Raw genomic sequence first — 20,919 nt, forward strand, 5'->3', positions numbered from 1 at the left:
CGCGCCCCGCACCGCTGCGTCCGTCGCCGTATCGCATCGCGCGACGGCCGCGCGTGCGGCCCATTCTCGTTACGGAATCCGAATCGTCATGCTGGACGCCAATCTCAAGACTCAGTTGAAATCGTACCTCGAGCGGATCACCCGTCCGGTCGAGCTCGTCGCGACGCTCGACGACGGCGACAAGTCGCGCGAGCTGCGCGCGCTGCTCGACGAGATCGCGTCGCTGTCGCCGCGAGTCGCCGTCGTCGAGCGCCGCGACAACGCCGAGCGCAAGCCGTCGTTCTCGGTCGGCGAGCCCGGCAAGGCGGCCGGCATCCGCTTCGCCGGCATTCCGATGGGCCACGAATTCACGTCGCTCGTGCTCGCGCTGCTGCAAGCGGGTGGCCATCCGCTCAAGCTCGACGACGACGTGATCGAGCAGATCCGCGCGCTCGACGGCGATTACGCGTTCGAAACGTATATCTCGCTCACCTGCCAGAACTGCCCGGAGGTCGTGCAGGCGCTCAACGTGATGGCGCTCGTCAATCCGCGCATCCGCCACGTGATGATCGACGGCGCGCTGTTCCAGGACGAAATCGAAGCGCGCCGCATCATGGCCGTGCCGACGATTTTCCTGAACGGCGAAACGTTCGGCCAGGGCCGCAGCAGCGTGAAGGAGATCCTCGCGAAACTCGACAGCGGCGCGAGCCGGCGCGCGGCGCAGGCGCTCGCGGCGAAGCCGGTGTTCGACATGCTGATCGTCGGCGGCGGGCCCGCGGGCGCGGCGGCCGCGATTTACGCGGCGCGCAAGGGCATCGAGACGGGCGTCGTCGCCGAGCGCTTCGGCGGGCAGGTGCTCGACACGATGGCAATCGAGAACTTCGTGTCGGTGAAGGAAACCGAAGGGCCGAAGTTCGCCACCGCGCTCGAGCAGCACGTGAAGCAATACGAAGTCGACGTGATCGACGTGCAGCGCGCGGACAAGCTCGTCCCGGGCCGCGTCCACGAAATTCGTCTCGCGAGCGGCGCGGTGCTGAGGGCGAAGGCCGTCGTGCTCGCGACGGGCGCGCGCTGGCGCGAAATCGGCGTGCCCGGCGAGCGCGAGTACCGCAACCGCGGCGTCGCGTACTGCCCGCATTGCGACGGACCGCTCTTCAAGGGCAAGCGCGTCGCCGTGATCGGCGGCGGCAATTCGGGCGTCGAAGCGGCGATCGATCTCGCCGGCATCGTCCGCGAAGTCACGCTGATCGAATACGGCGCGCAACTGCGCGCGGACGACGTGCTGCAGCGCAAGCTGCGCAGCCTCGCGAACGTGACGGTGATCATGCAGGCGCGCACGACCGAACTCACGGGCGACGGCGCGAAGCTGAACGGGCTCGTCTACGAGGACATGCGCACCGGCGAGGCGAAGCGCGTCGAGCTCGAAGGCGTGTTCGTGCAGATCGGCCTCGTGCCGAACACCGAATGGCTGAAGGGAACGGTCGAGTTGTCGAAGCACGGCGAGATCGTCGTCGACGCGCGCGGCGCGACGTCGGTGCCGGGCGTGTTCGCCGCCGGCGACGTGACGACCGCGCCGTACAAGCAGATCGTGATTGCGGTCGGCGAGGGGGCGAAGGCTTCGCTTAGCGCGTTCGACTACCTGATCCGCAGCGAAGCGGATGCGGGGCTGGCGGCCGACGTCGAAGCCGCGGCGAGCGCGGAGAGCGTCGCCGCCTGACCCGCGCGCCATTCGTTCTACCCACTACCGTTGGCCCTCGTGGCGATGTGGAGAGCATCGTGACGAGGGCTTTTTTTGATGCCGAGCCGCGATGGCCCGGCGCATCGAGCGTTCGTGCATCGTGTCGAGCCGGAGAAGCATCCAAAGCACGCCCCGCCCGCCCCGCCGGCCGCTCGCGACGCCGGCATCGAGCGGGCCCCGAACGTGCGCGCTCAGGGCGCGACGAAGAACAGCCAGACCGCGCAAACAAAGCCGACGGTCCAGACCAGCGAGCGCAGCGTCGCCCAGTTCAGCAGATAAAGCACGCCGTACAGTGCGCGCGACGCGACGAAAACGACCGCGAGTTGATCGACGCGCTGCGCGTTCGCGCCGTTGTGCCATGCGACGACGAGCGCCGCGGTGAGGAGCGCGAGCGCCTCCCACGAGTTCTGATGCACGGCGAACGCGCGCGCCCGCCAGCCTTCGAGTTGCGCGAGATAGCGGCGCGGCTCGTGATTGTCGTACTGCTTGCCCGACTTCGCGCACATCGTCCAGACGAACGGCGTCAGTGCGGTGATCAGCAGGCAAGTTTGCGACACCGTCATGTTTCCCCTCCCCTATTGATTATGGTGAACCGGTTAAATTGTCGCGATCGAAGCGCGGCACGGTTCGCCGCCGCGCCAGCCGAACTATACGGCATCGCATCGGCGCGGCAACGGGATCGACGGGAAAAAACAGGCGGATTTCGCTCGAACCGATGTCGAATACGAAGTCTAGGAAGCAAGCGTGCGGCATCGTGCAAGGCATCGCATGCCGCACGGCGCGCGGCGCGCGGCGGCATGCGACGCGCACGCACGCCGTCTGCCTGCGCCGCCCGGAAGACGAGCGCCGCAAACGGACGAAAGGCGCTCGCGTTGCGCGCGCCGCGTTCCCGCCGAAATCGGCGGGCGAGCCGCGTCAGGCATGTGCCGCGTCGAACGCGACATAGTCGGCGATGCTGAAGAACCGGTATTCGCTCAACAGGTCCGGCCCGGGGAAACCCTCGGGGTGAATGCGTCCGTGGATCGCGTCTCGCGGGCACAGGCCCGCCATGCACATCGCGAGCATGAATTCGTCGAACGGCGCCATGAACTGCCGCGACAGGAAGTGCATCCCCCAATTGAACACCGACGGCAATTGCTCGGTACGCGTCCAGCGCCCCGGCTCGGCGACCGCGTCGTCCAGCAGGCTCGCGGCCCAAGGGCTGTGCCCTTCAACGACGAGGAAGCCGTGCTTCGCGTGCGGCTTCCAGCGCGCGACGAAATCGATCAGGTCGGCGGCCGCGACGTAGCCGGGCACGAGCCCTTCGGCATCGCTGTACGCGACGCGAAACGCACGCTTGATCTCGTCAAGCGGAACCGGCAGCGCCGCATCGTCCGATACGGTCAGTTGTCCCGGATAGTAACGCTCGACGACGCTGCGCAGATGCGCGCGATCGACCTGCCGCAGATGGCGCTCGAGAATCGCGTCGGCGGCGTCGCCGCTGCGCACGCCGAGGCGGCGGTTGTGCACGAGGAACATGAACGTGTGCAGCAGATCGCTCAGCCGCGCCGCGCGGCGGCTGCCGTCCGGAGCCTTCAGCGTCAGGCCGCTCGCCGCCACCGCTTCGTCGTAGCGATCGGGCCGCGAGATGTCCGCGTCGATCACGCGCACGTGCACGCCCGGCACGTCGCTCAGCTCGGACAGCGTGTCCGCCGCGCGGCTGCGCGCCGATTCGTTGTAGTCCGCGCCGATCACGATGAGCGGATACTCGGCGAGATGCCGGCCGCGCCGCGTCGACTGGATCACGTATTGCGCGAGGCGCCGAAGCGCGCTGCCGTCGCCGCAGCCCATGTCGGAGATGCCGGCCGGCTGCTGGTCGAGCGGCGTGTCGTCGAACAGGCGCCGAATGATCTTCGTCGTGATTTCCTTCGACGCCGGACCCGACCCGGCGCCGCTCGACGCATACACGTTCATCACGCGATCGACGTGCCCGTCGCGATCGACGTCGAGCGGATCGGGATCGCCGAACAGCAGTTCATCGAGCAGCGCATACGAGCGCAGATACGACGCGGCGAGCCCTGCATACGGCGCGGCGATCGGCCGATGAATCCGGCCCGCTTCGTTGAGCCGCACGCGCGCGCCGTCGGCCTCGACTTCCGCCGCGCCCGCGTGACGCATCAGCGCCCAGGCGGCGCGCAGCGTGACGCGGTCCGCGTGCGGCCACGCATCGGCGGCCGACACCCAGTCGCGCTGCGCGTCGAACGCCTCGAAGAAGCTCGGCGCGGCCTTGCCTTGCTGCTTGCCCTGTTTCTCGAACACCGGCATGTCGAGCGCGACCCACGTCGGGCCGAGCAGCAGCCCGTCCATCGCGGTGCGAAGCTGCGCGTGGACGTGCCGCTCGAGCCCGTCGCGCGGTTCCGGCAGCGGCCACCCTTCGACGCAGATGCGCGCGAGATCCGCGTAGAGCGCGCTTTCGTCGTCGTCCGTGCGGCGACGATGGCAGAGCGCATGCAGGTGCTGCAGCATCGACGTCGCGTCGGCCAATCGCGTGAAGAGCGGCCGCTGCGCGTTCACGCACTCGACGACGCACGCGCCGGCCGGCGTCAGCGCATAGTCGACCTGCTCGTCGCCGCTGCCGAGCGTCACCCAGCCGGCGAGGCCGAGCAGGTTCAGCGCGCCCCACAGCAGGCCGAGGTTGAGCGTCGGATCGGCCTTGCGCGTGGCGGCGAACGCGCGCATCGAGCGGGGCTCGCCGGCCTTCAGGGCGTCGAACGCGCCCGCGAGCACCAGGCGCGTGAGCGTCGGCACGAGCACGATGCCGTTCGCCCAGTTGCAACTGCGCGTGTAGGCCATCACGCGCTGCGCGTCGTCGCTGCCGATGCGCAGCGTCGCCGCCTGAACGTCGCGGCGGGTTTCGATCGGTGCGCCGGCGTCGACGATCTCGACGTTCAGCGGCGTGCCGAGCGGCACGCCGAGCAGCTTGCAGCTGTCGTTCGCATGCGAGCGGAGGTAGTTTTCGAGCTGCGCGGTCAGGGTGCCGGCAGACGTGGCAAGTTCACAAAGCGACTGCATGATCGGATGCGCCTCACATGGAAGAAGAAATGTCGGACGGAGCCGCGTCCGCGTGCGGGCGCGCGCCTTGGTCCGTTCGGGTGGCGAGATGCGTCGCCAATGCGTCGATCGACGCGTGGTCCCAGACGGCGGATGCGTCGACGGTCGTGCGGAACGCGTCGCTGAACGCCATCGTCAGCTCGACAGCGAGGATCGAATCGAGGCCGATGTCGGCGAAGGTCGTCTCGGCCGTCAGCGAAATCCGGCGATTGCGCAGACGCTCGCCGAGCCATGTCACCAGCCATTGCTCGTATTCCCGCTTCAGCTCGGGATCGGCCGGCGCAATCGGCGCAATCGGCGCGGACGCGACGGCCGCCACGGGTGACGGTGCGTCGTCGGCAAGCGCGATGTCCGCGTCGGACGCGTCCGGACGCGCGTCGTACTCGGCGCGCAGCAGCGGATCGAGCCGCTGCTGCGCGCCCGGCACCGTCTGCTCGATCGGGCCGATTTCGTGCTCGACGCGCCGCGCCCACTCGGCGAGCTGCGCGGCGCTCGACAATACGCGCCGCCGGCCGACCTGACGCTGCGCCGCCTCGACTGCGAGCTCGTATTGGCTCTGCGCCCATTCGAGCGTCGCGGCGTCGACGCCGCGCCGTTTCGCGGCCTGCTCGACGGCCGCGAGCAGCAGCGCCCACTGCGCGACGCTGCCGAGCCAGTAGTTGACCCAGTTCGTCGCATGCGCGGCGCCGCCGAGCGGCTCGCCGTTCGCAAGCCCGTCCTCGAGCAGTTGCTCGCCGAGCCCGCGCAGCTCGGAAGCAAGCGCGCCCGCGCCCGTTCGTTCGCTCAGATAGCCGAGCAGATCGTCGCCGCCGTTCAGCACGCGGCTGCCCAGATGCGCGAGCAGCGTCTCGGTCGGCCCCTCGAAGATCCGCGGCAGCCGCGCGTCGCGGAAGATCTGCGGCGCGAGATTCGTTTCGATGTAGCCGCGCCCGCCGAGCATTTGCATCAGCTCGTCGGAGGTTTGCGACAGAAACTCGGAGCCGAGAATCTTCGCGATCAGCAAGCCGTCTTCGGGTGCGTCGCGTCCCGCGTCGAAATCGGCGGCGAGCAGGTCGATCAGCGCGGTCAAGCCGTCGATGCGGTGCCGCAGATCGCCGAGACGCTGCCGGCTCAGCGGGTTGTCGAGCAGCAGGCCCGTGCCGATCTGGCGCCGCGCGCCGTAGCGATGCATCAGTTGCGCGCAGCGCTTCATCCCACCGACGCAGACCGCGCCGATGCCCAGGCGTGCGAAATTCATCGTCTGCTGCGCGAGCGCCATCCCCTGTCCGGGCGCGCCGAGCCGGCACGCGTCGCTCACGCGCGCGCGATCCAGATGCAGCGTGTTCTGGATCATGCCGCGCACGCCCATCGTCAGGTCTTCCGCGCCGATCCGCAGGCCGGGCGTGCCCTGCCTGACGGCGAGCCCGACCATCCCCGCGCCGTCGGCCTGCTTCGCGAACACGTTGATCACGCCCGCCCACGCCGACGATCCGCTCCAGCTCTTCTGGCCGCTCACGAGCCAGCGATCGCCGTCGACGCGCTGCGCGGTCGCCCCGATCGCTCGCACGTTCGAGCCCGCGGCCGGCTCGGTGAGCGCGAACGCGGCGAGCGTGCGGCCCGTGGCGAGCAGCGGCAGCAGCTCGTCGCGCAGCGCGGGCTGCGCATGCAGCATGATCGGCCGGATGCCGAGCGTATTGTTCAGGCCGACGAAGAATGCCAGCGTCGAATCGATCGTCGCGAGCTGCGACACCACTTGCAGCATCTCGCGATTCGTGAAGCCGAGGCCGCCGTATGCGCGGTCGATCTGCATGCCGAGCAGCCCTTCGTTGCCGAAGTCGAGCACGATGTGCGGCGGAATCGTCCGGCGCTCGTCGATGGTTCGCGAATCGATCCGCATGCGTGCATAGTGGCGCAACCAGTCCTTGAGCTGCTCGACCTTCGCTGCGCTCGGCGATGCGGCGCCGCTCGGGTCGGCCACGTCGGCCGCATCGGCTTTCGCGCCCGACGCGGCGCAAGGCGCCGATGCGGCCGGCGAAGCCGGCGAGGCTGGCGAGGCCGATGAGGCCGACGGCGTGGCCGCTCCCCGCGTCGCGTCGGCGATGCGATCGTCCGCGTCCCAGCGCGCGAGCACCGTCAGCTCGCCGTCGCGCAACCGGGTGCGGCATTCGCTGCGCCGCACCTTGCCGCTCGACGTCTTCGGCACGCTGCCGGGCGACACCAGCAGCACCGCGCCGGGGCTGATGTCGTGGCGAAGCCAGATCGATTCGCGAATGCTCTTGAGCAGCGCGTCGAGATCGCCCTTGCGATGCGTGCGCTCGATTTCGGCGACGACGACGAGCCGCTCCTCGTCGCCCGCGTCGATCGTGAACGCCGCGCAGCCGTTGGGCACCAGCTCGGGCCGGCTGCCGATCACCGCGTACTCGACGTCTTCCGAATAGTAGTTGCGCCCGGCGATGATGATCATGTCCTTCAGGCGGCCGGTGACGTACAGATCGCCGCGATGATGGAAGCCGAGGTCGCCCGTGCCCGCGAACTCCTGCCCCGCCTCGCCGCCGATGCCGCGCTGGAACGTCGCGATCGTCTGTTCGTATTGCTGCCAGTAGCCGGGCGCGACGCTCTCGCCCGCGACGCAGATCTCGCCGATTTCGTCGGCCGCGCAGCGCTCGTTCGTGTTCAGATCGCGCACGACGACCCGCTGCTCGCCGATCGCCACGCCGACGCTGACGAGCACGCGCTCGCCGTCGCGCTCCTGCATCTGCGGCGACAGGCCTTCGAACTCGCGCCGGATCATCACCTTCTGCCGCTGCAGCGCCGCCTGATCGACGCACACCGTGCGCAGCGGCCGCGGCGCGCTGCGCCCCGCGACGAGCAGCGTGCATTCGGCGAGGCCGTAGCAAGGCTTGAAGCGTTCGGGATCGAAGCCCGTCGGCGCGAAACGCTGAGCGAACTCCGCGAGCGTGCCGTAGCGGACCGACTCCGCGCCGCTGTACGCGGTCTTCAGGCAGCTCAGGTCGAGCGTCGCGAGCTGCTCGTCCGGGATGCGGCGGCTGCACATCCGATAGGCGAAGTCGGGCGCGCCCGTCACGTCCGCGCGAAAGTCGCTGATCGCGCGCAGCCACAGGAACGGATGCTGGATGAAACGCTCGGGCGCCATCAGCACGCAACGGAAGCCGCCGAACAGCGATGTCAGGATGCCGCCGATCAGCCCCATGTCGTGATAAGGCGGCAGCCAGCTCACCATCGTGCTCTCTTCGTGATAGCCCATCCATTCGCCGATCAGCGCGAGGTTGTGCATCAGGTTGCCATGCGTGACCATCACGCCCTTCGGCTTGCCGGTCGTGCCCGACGTGTACTGCAGGAACGCGACGTGAGAAGGCGCGACGTCCGCCGGCTCGAGCGACGTGTCGAGCGGCTTCGCGGCATCGAGATCGAGCAGCGCGACGTGCGACGCTGCGGTGTCTTCGAGCAGCTTCGTGCAGCGCGCGAAATCGTCGCCCGTGCAGAGGATCGCCTTCGCGCCCGCGCTCTCGACGATGCCGACGATGCGCGCCGCGTGCTGCCGGTTGCGCGGCGGATAGACCGGCACCGCAACCGCGCCCGCGTACAGGCAGCCGAGAAAGCCGCAGATGTAGTCGAGGCCGGGCCGGCACAGCAGCAGCACGCGCTCGCCGACGCCGACTGATTGCCGCTGCAGCAGCAGCGCGACGCGGCGCGCCGAGCGGTCGAGATCCGCGAATGTGATCGATTGCTGCTGCTCGTCGTCGGGCTGACCGCTCAAGAACAGATAGGCGACTTTCTCGCCCCTCTTCGCCGCGCGCGAACGCAGCAGCTCGTTGATCGTCTTCGGCAGATTGGTGGTGGTCATGACGTCATCCGACAGAAAATGAAACCCACGGTCGTGGTGGTAGCGTTCGGCGGCCGGCGCCGAAGATCCGAGGTGAGCCGGCCGGTGGGGCAATCGGCGCAGAGGTCGCCCGCGCCGGCGGTCGCGCGCCTACGCGGCGCGCTGAAACAGGTCGATCATTCGTTCCATGCTCTTCAGATGCAGCGCGCGCGGCACCACTTTCGCGCTGCGCGCCGCGTAGCGCTCGGTCCATAGCTGCGCGAGCGCGCGCGTCGCGGCCGCATCGCCGCGCGTCGCGCGCGCTTCGTCGTCGCGCGCGGCGAGCCCGTCGCGCGCGTGCCGCACCGCATGCCGCGCGATGTCGCCGCCGACGATCCCGTGATGGCCGAGCGCGATCCGCGACGCGTGCAGCCGCTCGATCGCGCCGAGCGACTGCCGATACGCGGACAGATCCTCGAACACGAGCGGCAGCCATTGCGCCGGCCCGTGGTATTCGCCGAGCGCGTCCGACACGAACAGCAGATCGAGCTGCGGGCAGTGATAGCCGAACAGGCAGGCGCTGTGGCCCGGCAGCGCGATCGCGCGCATCCGCATCCCTTCGCCGATGTCGAGCTCCCTGCCCGCATTGAGCGGATGCAGCGGGATGTCGGACAGGTCCGCGAGATCGGCTTGCGCGACCGGCTCCCACGCAACGGACGCCTGAGCGTCGAGCTTTCTGATCGTGCGGCGCGCGGACGGGCTCTGCAGCGCGTCGGCGGTATCGGGAGAGCCGACGACATGCAGCCACGGCATGCGCGGCTGCAAGGTTCCGAGCAGGCTGCAATGGTCGTAGTGCGAATGCGTGATCAGCCAGTAGCGCAGATGCCGGATGCCGCCGTAGTCCTTCAGCAGATCGTGAAGCTGACGCCACACGAGCTCGGTCATGCCGCTCAGCCCGCCTTCGACGAGCGTCGCGGCCTCGTCGTTGACGACCACGTACAGCGGCACGTCCGCGTCGCCGACGATGGCGAGCTGCGAATCGATCCAGCCAGGGGTGCTGTGCCGCATGTCGTTCAGCTCCGGTAGAGCGCGCACGCCCACGTCGCGCCCGCGCCGTAGGTCACGAACAGGTTCAGTTGGCCGGAGCGCATTCGTCCTTGCTCGCGCGCGAGCGCGAGCGCCACCGGAAACGCGGCGCTCGCCATGTTGCCGAGATCCTCGACGGAAATCATGCAGCGCTCGCGCGGCAGGCCGAGCTGCTCGATCACCGCGTCGATGATCCGCAGGTTCGGCTGGTGCGGCACGACGAGCCCGATGTCGCCGAGCGTCAGCCGGTGCTTGTCGAGCATTTGCCGGCACGCGTCGACGATGCGGCGCGTCGCGTCCGCGAACATGTCGGCGCCGCGCATCCGGAAGCAGTGGCGGCCGGCCGCGATGTCGTCGGCGTCGATGAAGTTCGGCCGCTTCGCGCCCGGCGCTTCCGTCTGCAGCAGATCGAACTGCGTGCCGTCCGCGCCGAGCGACAGATCGAGCAGGCCGCGCGTCGCGTCGTCCCGCGCGCTCAGCACCATCGCGGCGGCGCCGTCGCTCAGCAGGATCGACAGGTTGCGGCCCGCGTTGCTCGTGTCGATTCGCCGCGACAGCGCTTCCGCGCAGATCAGCAGCACGTTGCGATACAGGCCGCTCGCGAGGAAGTGTCGCGCGATCTCGATCCCGTACAGTCCGCCGCTGCATTGCGCGCGGATGTCGAAGCACGGAATCTCGCGCAGCCCGAGCCTCGGCTGGATGTAGCACGCCTGCGACGGATCGTGATGATCCGGCGACAGCGTGTTGACGATCAGCAGATCGATGTCGGCGGGCGCGACGCCCGCGTCGGCCATCGCCCGCTCGGCAGCCGGGCACGCGAGGTCCGCGAGCTGCTGGCCCGGCGCGAGATAGCGGCGGTGCCGCACGCCGGTGCGGGTGCGGATGAACTCGTCGCTCGTGTCGATGACGCTCGCGACTTCGTCGTTGTCGACGATACGCTCCGGCAGCGCATGACCGAGCCCGGCGATGACGAGGTTACGCGGCATGGTCGGCCTCCGCGGCTTGGACGGGCGAATCCGCATCGGTCACGACCGTTTCGCCCCACCGCCACAGCTGCGCGCCGAACCCCCAGCCGGCGCCCGCGCCCGCGATCACCACCTGCGAGCCGGGCTTCACGACGCCGCTGCGAATCGATTCATAGAGCGCGAGCGGCACCGCGGCCGACACGAGGCACGCGCAATCGGCGAGGCGAATCACGTATTGATCCGGCGCGAGGCCGAGGCGCTGCGCCCACGCGCGCACGAGAATCTCGGATGGCTGATGGAACACCATCGCGTCGATGTCGTTCGCGCTCGCGCCGCTCTTGCGCAACAGCCGCTCGACGATGTCGGGAATCGCCTCGGGCATGAAGCGCGCGATCTGCTCCTGCGCCTCCGGTTTCAGCGTGAAATACGCGCCGAATCGCTCGGCCTGACGCTCCGCTTCCTCGCGGTTCGCCGCGGGCCTCGGGTAGCGCCATTGCATCGTCGCGAGATCGTAGTGCGTCGCGTCGCTGCGATAGACGGCGCTCAGCCAGTCCGCGCCCTGCGGATCGTGCGCGTCGGCGACGAGCACGGCGGCCGCCGCGCCGTCGCCGAACGTCGTCGACGATTTGCTCGCGTAATCGACGACGCCCGACATCCGCTCCGACGAGCACACGAGCGCGCGCTTCACGCGCCCTTGCTTGATCAGGTTCGTCGCGATCTGCATCTGCAGCACGAAGCTCGCGCATTCCATTTCGACGTCCGCATCGAGCGCGCGACGCGCGCCGAGCCGTTCGCGCAGCGTGCGCGAGAGCCGCGGCGCGAACCGCCTCGCGCCGCCTTCCGCGTTGACGTACGGCGACGTGATGTTGAACAGCACGAGATCGAGATCGGCCGCATCGACGCCCGCGCGCGCGAGCGCCTGGCGCGCGGTATGCTCCGCCATCGCGAGCTCGGACTCGCCCGCGCGCGGATCGATCACATAGCGCGACTTGATTCCCCAGAAGTGCCACCACTCCGACGGAATCGGCTCGACGTCGTCGAATGCGGGATCGTCGTTGCGCAGCAAGCGCGACGGCAGATTGCACGCCAGACTGGCCATACGAACGTTGTAGGACATCAGACCTCCATTGCGATGCATGCGATGCGCGGCTTGAACGCGTCGAGCGTCAGCGCGGCGACGACCTGCGCGTCGCCGCGCACGCCCGCGGAGGCGGCCGCGCGGGTCGCGAGCCACGCGGGCAGCTGGAACGCGGCGGGTATGTCGGCGGCGCCGTCGATCATGTCGACGCGCGTCTCGCTCGCGAAGCCGGGCTCGTCGGACAGCCAGCCCCGCAGCCACGATTCACGAAACAGTTCGGATACCGGCGCGTCGATCTTGCTTCTCACGTCGCCGACGACCGAGCGCACGGCCGCGTCCGCATTGCTCGGCTGCGTGCGGAAACGGCCCGTGGCCGGATCGAAGCCGCCGTCGAAGCGCGCGACGATGCCTGTTTCATGCATGTGCCGCGCCGGCACGGCGCCGAGGGTCGCGAGACTCGGCGCGTCGAGGTCCGCATAGCTCGCGTGGTAGCGATCGTCGCGGCCGGGCGCGAGCACGATCGCGCCCGCGCCGTCGGCATAGCCGCCGGACTCCGCGCCTTCGACGTCGGCGAGCGCCTCCGCCCTCACGACGAGCGCGCGGCGGTAGCCGAGCTGCCGGCAATGGCTCCGCACGAGATCGAGCGCGAGCGTCCAGTCCGCGTCGAGCAGATCGAACACGGCCGCGTTGGACGCGCGCAGATCGCGCTGCACCGGATGCGCGAGCCGCGGCCCCGCGATCGGCGCCGCGTCCGCCATCCGGTTCGGGGAAACCGACAGGCTGACGATGAGATCGAGCTCCGACGGCAGGCAGCGCGCCTTCGAGAGCGCCTGCCTCGCCGCCTTCACCGCATAGTCGTTCGCAAACGGCAGCGCGTGCTTCGCGCCGTCCGATACCGCAATACCCGCTCCTAGTATTTTCATGTCGCTTCGATGTTGATTGAATTGGGCGTTGCCGGCGCCGAACGCCGGCCGCGCGGCGCGGCCGTCAGGCCGCTTGCACGTCGCTCTCGGCCGCCTGCCGCAGCTTGAAGCGCTGCAACTTGCCGGACTCGTTGCGCGGCAGGCCGTCAGCGCGATACTCGATGCGCCGCGGATACTTGTACGGCGCGATCTGCGCCTTCACGTGCTGCTGCAATGCGGCCGTCAGCGCGTCGGAGGCGCACACGCCGGGCCGCAGCACGACGTGCGCGCACACGAGCGTGCCGCCCCGTTCGTCCGGCGCGCCGACGACGCCGCATTCGAGCACGTCCGCGTGGCGCAGCATGGCTTCCTCGACTTCGGCGGGCGAAATGGTGTAGCCGAGGCTGATGATCAGATCGTCGGCGCGCGACTGGTAGAACAGATAGCCGTCCTCGTCGAGATAGGCGGCGTCGCCCGTCAGGTTCCAGCCGTGCTGCACGTAATCGCGCTGCCGCGCGTCGTTCAGATAGCGGCAACCGGTCGGCCCCCGCACCGCGAGGCGGCCGACGTGGTAGGGCGGCAGACGTTCGCCGCGCTCGTCGAGGATCGCGAGCCGGTAGCCGGGCACCGCCCGGCCCACCGCCCCTTCCTTCACCTGGGTTTCGTCCGCCGACGCGAAGATGTGCAGCATCTCGGTCGAGCCGATGCCGTCGATGATGCGGATGCCCGTGCGCGCGAGCCAAGCGTTGCGCGTCGGCACCGGCAGCGCCTCGCCCGCGCACACGCATTTGCGCAGGCTCGAGATGTCGTGGCCGCCGATGTCGTCGAGCATCGCCCGGTACGCGGCCGGCGCGGTGAAGAGGATGCTCACGCGGTGCGCGGCGATCGCGGCGAACAGCCGGTCCGGCTTCGCGCGCTGCAACAGCACCGCGCTCGCGCCGACGCTCAGCGGAAACAGCAGCAGCGCGCCGAGGCCGAACGTGAACGCGAACGGCGGCGTGCCGCAGAACACGTCGTCCGCGCGGGGCTTCAGCACGTGCTGCGGAAAGCAATGGCAGATCGCCATCACGTCGCGATGAAAATGCACGGTCGCCTTCGGCCGCCCCGTCGTGCCGGACGTAAACGCGACGATGCACGGATCGTCAGCCTGCGTGTCGACCGTCTCGAACGCGGCCGGGTATTCGCGCATCAGCCGCTCGAACGCGGCGGCGTCGTCCGTTTCGTAGCAGCGGAGAAATCCGACGCCGGGCATGGCCTGCGTCGCCGCGTGCAGTTCCGCGGACACCGACGCCTCGCAGAGCGCGTGCGAGACCTTCGCCTGCGCGATGACTTTCGACAATTCGCCCGCGCGCAACAGCGGCATCGTCGTCACCGCGACGCCGCCCGCCTTGACGACCGCGAACCACGCGGCGGCGAGAAACGGATGATTGGTTCCGTGCAGCAGCACCCGGTTGCCCGGCACGAGAGCCCCGTCGCGCACCAGCATGTTCGCGATCCGGTTGCTGAGTTCGAGCAGTTCGCGATACGTCCATGCGGCGCCGGATTCGGTCCGGATCGCGACGCGATCGCCCCAGCCGCGCTTGGCCACGGCGTCGTCGAGCAGCGCCGCCGCGCAATTGATGCGCTCCGGAAACTGCAGGCCCGGCAACTCGAAGACGAACTCCGGCAGATCGGTCGTTGCAGGCAGATTCATGCGGCAAAAGTTGTCCATCGTCAGTGCTCACGGGAAGTTGACTGAGAAACCGGGGTGATTCCGCGTCGCACGCGTCGCGTGACGCGCACCGGGCGCGACGAAGCCGCGCGTGTCGCATGCCGGCGTCGTCGGTCGAGCGCGCTTCGATCGAAGGCGGCGGCGCCGCGCCGGCCAACGCCCTGACGTTCGCCGCATTCGGCTCAGGAATGGCCGCGGACGCCGCACCGGCGCCCATCGAAAGTGCTCGAATTGATATGTCGAGTTCGTCTAAATCCGCTTTCCCCTCTTCGATTGGATCATTTCAATCCATTGAATCATGCTCGATAAATTGCATGCTTCGGGAAATATCTTTCGATTCATCTTGAGCGCGCAATGTTAAAACAATTTTCAAAAAAATAAAGCCCCCGCGCGAAAACCCCGCCTTGAATAATCTGCCCATCAACCCCTAAATCATTGAGGTTACAGGCATCCCGACTTTCCTCGAGATTTCCTTTTCTCACCAAAATAGTCGGTCTCTTCGTTTTGTGCGGCCAAAATATTTTTAATGCAATTTGCGCGCATCGCTTGACATTTCAAAAACAGAAATAAAGGCAGATATATTTTTTGGCGTGCATTTTCAATTTCGCCAATTGAATCGGAATTCGGCTGGTTGCCGCGGCGGCGCGATTCGCTCCGCCCGGAAATTCCGATCGTCGCGGCGATTTCTCGAGCGATCGATGTCGGTCGAGCGGCTCGGCGCTCGCGCGCCGCGTGAGCGCCTCGCGAATCGAGCGGTTCGGAAGAAGACGCATGCGGAGCGCGAATCGCCGCACGTAAGGGCAAGCGTCGGATGGACAGGCACGTGACCCGCGCGAATCAGGCAGGACCGAGCCGAAGGAAGGATTGAGGAGAACGCGCGGGCGTCGATCGCGCCGATTGCATCGTCGTGACGCCCCGGCGATGAATCAGCGCGCCGCGCGACGCTCGGACGATGCGCACGGCATGGGTCGAATCGTGATCGACAGCTTCGTGCCTTTCACTATCGTCGCGGCGGGCACGCCGCATGCCGGCACCGACGCCGAAGCGACGCCCGCTATCGGACGAACAAGACGCGAAAGCGGATTGACGCGCCGTGCGGGATCGATCGTCCCGCACGGTCCGGCTTGAAAAACTCATCGCGAAGCGGCGGCCGCGCCGACGCACGCGGCGAGCGAACGCTCAACCGCAAGCGCCGATCTCGCCGCAAGCGGTGCAGAAATCGCAGCCGTCCTTGCGGATCACCGCATTCGCGCCGCACGAGTTGCACTTGCGCCCGAACATCGTGCGCAGCTCGGCGGCGCTGTGCGTCGCAGCGGCCGTTTCTTCCTCGCTTTCGCCGCCCGCCGATGCCGATTCCGTCTCGGCCGAGAGCATCGCGGCAACCGCATGCGGGTCTGCGCCGCCGCGCGGCAGCGCCGCGAGCAGCCGCGACGGCACCTGATTGCCCTCGGCGTCGAGAAAGCCGCGACGATGCAATATCTGCTGAATCGCGTAGCTGAGCGCGGCGACTTCCGAGTCGTGCCACAGCGGAATGCGCCGGCCGTCGAGCCGCTGCGTCTCGCCGAGCCGCACCTGTCCGCGATCCCACGACACCTTGCGCAGATCCTGCAGATTGCGCGCGACGAAGCCGCCGCGCGCGGCGAGCGACAGCGAGCGCATCGTCGCCGTGATCCATTGCTGCGACTCGTCGCGCTGGCCGACCGGGATGAAGAATTCGATCGGCCGCTCGATCGTCACCTCTTCGCCGCCGATGCGCCCCGTCACTTCCATGAACGACACCGCGACGTACAGCGACTTCTTCCCGAGCTGCGTCAGATACTCGACCTTCTCGATCACCGCGGGCAACTCGCCCTTCGGCCGGTGGTCGATCGCGATCCGCAGCGGATCGAGATCCGCCTCCGTCAGCGTATCGTCCGGCTCGGACGTGTGCAGCACCGCGCCGAGCGTGTCGTTCGGCCGGTACGTCGCGAGCCCTTTCAGGCCGCTCTTCCACGCATCGAAATAGAGGCTCTCGAAATCGTCGAACGGATAATCGGCCGGCACGTTGACCGTCTTCGAGATCGACGTGTCGATGTACGGCTGCACGGCCGCCATCATCGCGAGGTGATCGTGCGCGGACATCTGCAGCGCGCTGACGAAATAATCGGGCAACGCGTCGACGTCGCCGCCGAGCTCGCGGTACAGGCGATAAGCGTAATCCTCGACCGCGAACGTCTGGCGGCTGCCGTCCGCCATGATCTTCGTGCGTTGGTAGGTCCACGAGAACGCGGGCTCGATGCCGTTCGACGCATTGTCCGCGAACGCGAGGCTCACGGTGCCCGTCGGCGCGACCGACAGCAGATGGCTGTTGCGGATGCCGTCGCGGCGAATGGCTTCCTGAATGTCGTCGGGCAGCCGCGACGCGAACGTGCCCGCTTCGAGATACCGGTTCGCGTCGAAGAGCGGGAACGCGCCGCGCTCGCGCGCGAGCTCGACCGATGCGCGATACGCGGCGTCGCGCATCGCGCGCCCGACGCGCGCGGCGAAGTCGCGCCCTTCCTGCGAGTCGTAGCGCAGGCCGAGCATCACGAGCGCGTCGCCAAGGCCCGTGAAGCCGATGCCGATCCGCCGCTTCTGATGCGCCTCGTGGCGCTGCTCGGTCAGCGGCCACAGCGTCACGTCGAGCACGTCGTCGAGGAAGCGCGCGTGCGTGCGCGTGCGCTCGTCGAGCGCGGCCCAGTCGAACACGCTTTCGCCGCCGCGCAGTTGAGCGAACGGGTCGAGCACGAAGCGCGTCAGGTTCAGCGGGCCGAGATTGCAGCAGCCGTACGCGGGCAGCGGCTGCTCGCCGCACGGATTCGTCGCACGAATCAATTCGATCGCGCGCAGGTTGTTGTCGTCGTTCATCTTCGAGATGAACACGACGCCCGGCTCGGCGACGTCGTACGTCGAGCGCATGATCTTGTCCCAGATCGCGCGCGCGCGCCTTTCCGCATAGACCCACATGCCGTCGTCGCGCCGATGCAGATCGCCCGCCGCGCGCAGCGCGGGTGACGGCTCCGCGCGGTGCACGAGCTGCCACGGCAGATCCTGCTCGACCGCGTCCATGAACGCGTCGGTCACCGCGACCGAGATGTTGAAGTTGTTCCAGCGGCCTTTCGAATGTTTCGCTTCGATGAATTCGAGCAGATCGGGATGATCGCAATCGAGCACCGCCATCTGCGCGCCGCGCCGCGCGCCCGCGCTTTCGACCGTGCGGCACGACGCGTCGAACACGTCGATGTAGCTGCACGGACCGGACGCGCTCGAGCCCGTCGAATGCACGTACGCGCCGCGCGGGCGAATCGCCGAGAAGTTGTAGCCGACGCCGCCGCCGCGCCGCATCGTCTCGGCCGCCTGCAGCAGCGCGACGTAGATGCCGGGCAGCCCGCGCTCGTCGACGCCCTGGATGCAGTCGCCGACCGGCTGCACGAAGCAGTTGATCAGCGTCGCCGCGATCGCGCTGCCCGCCGCGCTCATGATCCGGCCCGCGCCGAGCGCGCCGCGTTGCAGATGCTCGACGAAGCGCGCCTCGACTTCGTCGCGCAGTTCGGCCGGCTCCGCCTGCGCGACGCCGTGGGCGACGCGGCGGTAAATGTCGTCGACCGTCCGCTCGTCGCCCTTCGCGTATTTTTCCAGCAGCACGTCGGTGGAGAATTGTTGCGGAGCGAGGTGAAACTCGGATGCGATGGTCGCCATGGACAGCCTCTCTACGGCACTGCGCGTGGATGATGGGCTCGACACTATAGCCACGGCAGGTGGCGATCGAGAGCGGCGCGTCGCCGCATCCGACGACCATACCGCAGGCGCCACTCCGCCGCAATCGGCGACGCGCGGGCGTCGTGCCGAAAACTACGGGCGGATCAACGGAACGCCGACGAGCGCCGAATGACGCGCCGTCGATCAAGCATAGCCACGCGACGGCCGGCAAGATGCTTGCCGCTTCGCAGCATGCGGGCGGCGCACGACCGGCGGGCGCTGGCGAGCGGGAACGAGCGCACGCGCGCGCCGGGATCGCATTGCGCAGGGCTGTAAGCCGATTGGAACACGTCTGGCGCGGCCGGCGATTCGACGCGCGGCATCGCTGAAGGTTAGGCCGAGGCTTGGCGGGACGGGTGGGGTAGTTTTGGTCTCGCCTTTCTCGCCTTTCTCGCCTTTCTCGCCTTTCTTGCCGTCCTCGCCTTTCTTACTTGCGTTACCGGACCGCGCCGAACTGCGCCGAGCGCGGCATGCCGAACCGCGCTTCGTTCACCAAAACATCCGCGCCGCGCCCAGCCAAGCCATCGCGCGCCGCGCCGCATCACGCCGACGCATGTCAGCCGCATCAAGCGCGCGCCTTCGTCCAGCGGGCAAGCGCGGCCCGTGCGAGCGCATCGAGCGCGAGCCCGATCGCGCCGATCACGACGATCACCGCCGCGAGCTCCGAATACGCAAGCCGGTCGCGCGTGTCGAGCACCAGATAGCCGAGCCCCGCGCTCACGCCGAGCATCTCGGCCGGCACGAGCACGATCCACAGCACGCCGATTGCGAGCCGCGCGCCGCTCAGCACCGACGCGGTGATCGCCGGCAGCACCACGTGCCATGCGAGCTCGGCGCGCGTCGCGGCGAGGCTCTCGCCGAGCTCGAGCCAGCGCCGGTCGACCTGCCCGACGCCGGACGCGGTGCTCATCAGGATCGGCCAGAACGCGGCGAACGCGAGCAGGAAACAGATCGAGCGCTCGCCGATGCCGAACGACATCACCGCGAGCGGCATCCACGACAGCGGCGAGATCATCCGCAGGAACTGGAAGGTCGGCGACAGCAGCGCGTCGAGCCATCTCACGCGTCCGATCAGCAGTCCGAGCGGCACGCCGAGCGCGAGCGCGATGCCGAGCCCCGTCGCCACGCGCACGACGCTCACGCGCACGTGCATCGCGAGGCGCTCGTCGCGCAACAGCGCGGGCGCGCTTTCGAGCGCACGCTCCGGCGCGAACAGGCGCACGGGCGACTGCGGCCCCGCCAGCCCGTGCGTCGCCGCCCACCAGAGCGCAATCGCGCAGACGAGGCCAGCGACGCCGATCGCCGCGTCGCGCAGCGGGCGAGCGAGCGGCCGGCGGCCGGCATGGACAGATGCGGCGGCGACCCGCGGCGGCGCGCCGCTTCCGCGATGAGCGCCCGCGCCGCCGCGCGCCGGCCCGCGCCGAACCGATACGTCAGACAACGATCGTCTCCTCGCGCGAAAACGATTCGGGCAACCCGAACGCCGCGAGGCCGCCGATGGCCGCGATGCTCTTCGTGACGAACCGCGCGTCGACGAGCTCGCTCGCGACGCGCGCCGGATCGAGCCGCTCGAGAAAGCGCGCGTCGCCGTCCATCGCGGTGCGCTTCAGGCGCCGCACCAGCTCTTCGGTGTAGCTCGGAAACGGATACGGCTGGAAATCGATTCGCTTCTCGCGCCAGCCGGCGTGCCGGATCGCGCCGCGCGCGCGATAGTCGGCGTCGAGCGCCGCCGACGGCGCGAGCACACGCGACAGCGTCTGCACGGCATGCGGCGTGTAATGCTGCGCGCCCTCCTTCGACAGCAGCCGCGCGGTCTCGTCCGGATGCGCGCGCGCCCAGAGCTGCGCCTTCACGATCGCGTCGACGACTTTCTGCGACCACTGCGGCCGCGCGTTCAGATCCTGCTCGTGCATGAACACGACGCAGCACGCATGATTCTTCCACACGTCGCCGGTAAACCGCAGGATCTTGCCGATCTTCATCAGCTCGACCGCCGCGTTGAACGGCTCCGCGACGATGTAGCCCGCGATCTGCCCGGCCGCGAGCGCGGGCGGCATGTCGGCGGGCGCCATCACGACGAGGTTCACTTCGTTCGCCGCGATGCCGCCCGTGCGCTTGAGCACCGGCGCGAGCCCGCTCTCGCGCAGCAGATGCTGCACGACGACGTTGTGAATCGAATACCAGAACGGCACCGCGACGGTCTTGCCGCCGAGCTGGCGGACGTCGTCGATCGCGGGCGCGACCGTCAGCGCCGAGCCGTTCACGTGATTCCACGCGACGACTTTCGCCCGCACACCGCTGCCGTAGCGCGCCCACACCGTCATCGGCGACAGCAGATGGACGACGTTGACCTGCCCGGACAGGAAAGCCTCGACGAGCTGCGCCCAGCTGCGCAACAGCCGCGGCTTCTCGGCCGCGGCGCCCGCCGCGTCGAAATAGCCGTTGTGATGCGCGACGAGGAGCGGCGCGGCGTCGGTGATCGGCAGATAGCCGATGCGCACCGGCGCGTCGGGCTCCACGGCCGCGCGCGCCGCGCGTTGCGCGAGAAGCGGCAACGCCGCCGCGCTCGTGAACAGCGCGGCGAGCTTGAGCCACTCGCGGCGGGTGATCGATACATCGCACATGGTCGGTCCGTTCGAAGAATGAAGAAATCAGGCGGCGGGACGCGCATCGTCCGCGCTCGCGCGTCCTGCGGCTTCGGGCGCGTCGCGCAGCGCGCGCAACATGCGGTGGATCTCGATGCGCAGCGCGTCGAGACGGTCGAATCGTTCAAGCGGGTCGAGCGGGTCGT

15 protein-coding genes are annotated in these 20,919 nt (G+C 68.7%); 3 read left to right on the forward strand and 12 right to left on the reverse strand.

The features are described 5' to 3' along the window. Positions 1–88: 88 nt before the first annotated feature. A complete protein-coding gene (gene ahpF / locus WT60_RS30460) occupies positions 89–1,696 on the forward strand; it encodes an alkyl hydroperoxide reductase subunit F (RefSeq protein ID WP_059579629.1) in 1,608 nt (535 codons plus the stop codon). 212 nt (positions 1,697–1,908) lie between these two features. Here ahpF and WT60_RS30465 read toward each other — a convergent pair whose 3' ends face one another. The 9 genes from WT60_RS30465 to WT60_RS30510 all read right to left on the reverse strand — a co-directional run bounded on the left by WT60_RS30465 (position 1,909) and on the right by WT60_RS30510 (position 15,124). Beyond that, positions 1,909–2,280 carry an MAPEG family protein gene (locus WT60_RS30465; protein ID WP_038752831.1) on the reverse strand — a complete coding sequence of 124 codons (372 nt, stop codon included), beginning with the start codon at positions 2,278–2,280 and terminating at the stop codon, positions 1,909–1,911. 352 nt (positions 2,281–2,632) lie between these two features. Further along, entirely contained in the window at positions 2,633–4,768 is a 2,136-nt protein-coding gene (locus tag WT60_RS30475) for a hypothetical protein (RefSeq protein WP_059579622.1), read from the reverse strand. A gap of 13 nt (positions 4,769–4,781) precedes the next feature. Continuing rightward, positions 4,782–8,651 carry an AMP-binding protein gene (locus WT60_RS30480; protein WP_060356629.1) on the reverse strand — a complete coding sequence of 1,290 codons (3,870 nt, stop codon included), beginning with the start codon at positions 8,649–8,651 and terminating at the stop codon, positions 4,782–4,784. 129 nt (positions 8,652–8,780) lie between these two features. Further along, positions 8,781–9,677, reverse strand: a complete 897-nt coding sequence (locus tag WT60_RS30485; protein WP_038752845.1) for an MBL fold metallo-hydrolase — start codon at positions 9,675–9,677, stop codon at positions 8,781–8,783. 5 nt (positions 9,678–9,682) lie between these two features. After that, positions 9,683–10,681, reverse strand: coding sequence for a ketoacyl-ACP synthase III (locus WT60_RS30490; RefSeq protein ID WP_059579613.1), 999 nt, complete (start codon positions 10,679–10,681; stop codon positions 9,683–9,685). Beyond that, complete coding sequence (locus tag WT60_RS30495; RefSeq protein ID WP_060356628.1) at positions 10,671–11,777, reverse strand: 3-oxoacyl-ACP synthase III family protein; 1,107 nt, start codon at positions 11,775–11,777, stop codon at positions 10,671–10,673. Before WT60_RS30495 ends, WT60_RS30490 begins: the two co-directional genes overlap by 11 nt. Continuing rightward, positions 11,777–12,661 carry a hypothetical protein gene (locus WT60_RS30500; RefSeq protein ID WP_059579609.1) on the reverse strand — a complete coding sequence of 295 codons (885 nt, stop codon included), beginning with the start codon at positions 12,659–12,661 and terminating at the stop codon, positions 11,777–11,779. The genes WT60_RS30495 and WT60_RS30500 overlap by 1 nt, the downstream gene beginning before the upstream one ends. A gap of 64 nt (positions 12,662–12,725) precedes the next feature. Then, positions 12,726–14,351 (reverse strand): AMP-binding protein, encoded by a 1,626-nt coding sequence (locus WT60_RS30505; RefSeq protein WP_060356627.1) that lies wholly within the window; start codon positions 14,349–14,351, stop codon positions 12,726–12,728. 554 nt (positions 14,352–14,905) lie between these two features. After that, positions 14,906–15,124: a hypothetical protein gene (locus WT60_RS30510; RefSeq protein ID WP_060356626.1), complete on the reverse strand. Its 219-nt coding sequence runs from the start codon at positions 15,122–15,124 to the stop codon at positions 14,906–14,908. 148 nt (positions 15,125–15,272) lie between these two features. Here WT60_RS30510 and WT60_RS30515 point away from each other — a divergent pair, with 148 nt between their 5' ends. Further along, the gene (locus WT60_RS30515) at positions 15,273–15,479 is read left to right on the forward strand and encodes a hypothetical protein (protein WP_038752816.1); all 207 of its coding nucleotides are present in this window, start codon (positions 15,273–15,275) and stop codon (positions 15,477–15,479) included. A gap of 51 nt (positions 15,480–15,530) precedes the next feature. On the opposite strand, the gene WT60_RS30520 is transcribed toward WT60_RS30515, so the two are convergent. Further along, positions 15,531–18,068 carry an adenosylcobalamin-dependent ribonucleoside-diphosphate reductase gene (locus WT60_RS30520; protein ID WP_059642603.1) on the reverse strand — a complete coding sequence of 846 codons (2,538 nt, stop codon included), beginning with the start codon at positions 18,066–18,068 and terminating at the stop codon, positions 15,531–15,533. Between WT60_RS30520 and WT60_RS34130 the strand changes: the two genes are divergently transcribed. Then, a complete protein-coding gene (locus tag WT60_RS34130) occupies positions 18,067–18,261 on the forward strand; it encodes a hypothetical protein (RefSeq protein ID WP_145986920.1) in 195 nt (64 codons plus the stop codon). The two genes, WT60_RS30520 and WT60_RS34130, sit on opposite strands and share 2 nt — an antisense overlap. A gap of 432 nt (positions 18,262–18,693) precedes the next feature. Here WT60_RS34130 and WT60_RS30525 read toward each other — a convergent pair whose 3' ends face one another. After that, entirely contained in the window at positions 18,694–19,569 is an 876-nt protein-coding gene (locus WT60_RS30525; protein ID WP_059642599.1) for an ABC transporter permease, read from the reverse strand. After that, positions 19,562–20,752, reverse strand: a complete 1,191-nt coding sequence (locus WT60_RS30530; RefSeq protein WP_060356625.1) for an ABC transporter substrate-binding protein — start codon at positions 20,750–20,752, stop codon at positions 19,562–19,564. The genes WT60_RS30525 and WT60_RS30530 overlap by 8 nt, the downstream gene beginning before the upstream one ends. Between the last annotated feature and the right edge of the window lie 167 nt (positions 20,753–20,919).

Origin of the sequence: Burkholderia sp. MSMB617WGS (assembly GCF_001532025.2) — a bacterium.
Lineage (GTDB): Bacteria > Pseudomonadota > Gammaproteobacteria > Burkholderiales > Burkholderiaceae > Burkholderia > Burkholderia savannae.

Coding starts and splice junctions, on each gene's coding strand:
- WT60_RS30475 (WP_059579622.1), bottom strand. CDS start 4,768: ATGCAGTCGCTTTGTGAACTTGCCACGTCTGCCGGCACCCTGACCGCG.
- WT60_RS30530 (WP_060356625.1), bottom strand. CDS start 20,752: ATGTGCGATGTATCGATCACCCGCCGCGAGTGGCTCAAGCTCGCCGCG.
- ahpF (WP_059579629.1), top strand. CDS start 89: ATGCTGGACGCCAATCTCAAGACTCAGTTGAAATCGTACCTCGAGCGG.
- WT60_RS30505 (WP_060356627.1), bottom strand. CDS start 14,351: ATGGACAACTTTTGCCGCATGAATCTGCCTGCAACGACCGATCTGCCG.
- WT60_RS30510 (WP_060356626.1), bottom strand. CDS start 15,124: ATGCGTCTTCTTCCGAACCGCTCGATTCGCGAGGCGCTCACGCGGCGC.
- WT60_RS30515 (WP_038752816.1), top strand. CDS start 15,273: ATGAATCAGCGCGCCGCGCGACGCTCGGACGATGCGCACGGCATGGGT.
- WT60_RS30500 (WP_059579609.1), bottom strand. CDS start 12,661: ATGAAAATACTAGGAGCGGGTATTGCGGTATCGGACGGCGCGAAGCAC.
- WT60_RS30495 (WP_060356628.1), bottom strand. CDS start 11,777: ATGTCCTACAACGTTCGTATGGCCAGTCTGGCGTGCAATCTGCCGTCG.
- WT60_RS30485 (WP_038752845.1), bottom strand. CDS start 9,677: ATGCGGCACAGCACCCCTGGCTGGATCGATTCGCAGCTCGCCATCGTC.
- WT60_RS30490 (WP_059579613.1), bottom strand. CDS start 10,681: ATGCCGCGTAACCTCGTCATCGCCGGGCTCGGTCATGCGCTGCCGGAG.
- WT60_RS30480 (WP_060356629.1), bottom strand. CDS start 8,651: ATGACCACCACCAATCTGCCGAAGACGATCAACGAGCTGCTGCGTTCG.
- WT60_RS30465 (WP_038752831.1), bottom strand. CDS start 2,280: ATGACGGTGTCGCAAACTTGCCTGCTGATCACCGCACTGACGCCGTTC.
- WT60_RS34130 (WP_145986920.1), top strand. CDS start 18,067: ATGGACAGCCTCTCTACGGCACTGCGCGTGGATGATGGGCTCGACACT.
- WT60_RS30520 (WP_059642603.1), bottom strand. CDS start 18,068: ATGGCGACCATCGCATCCGAGTTTCACCTCGCTCCGCAACAATTCTCC.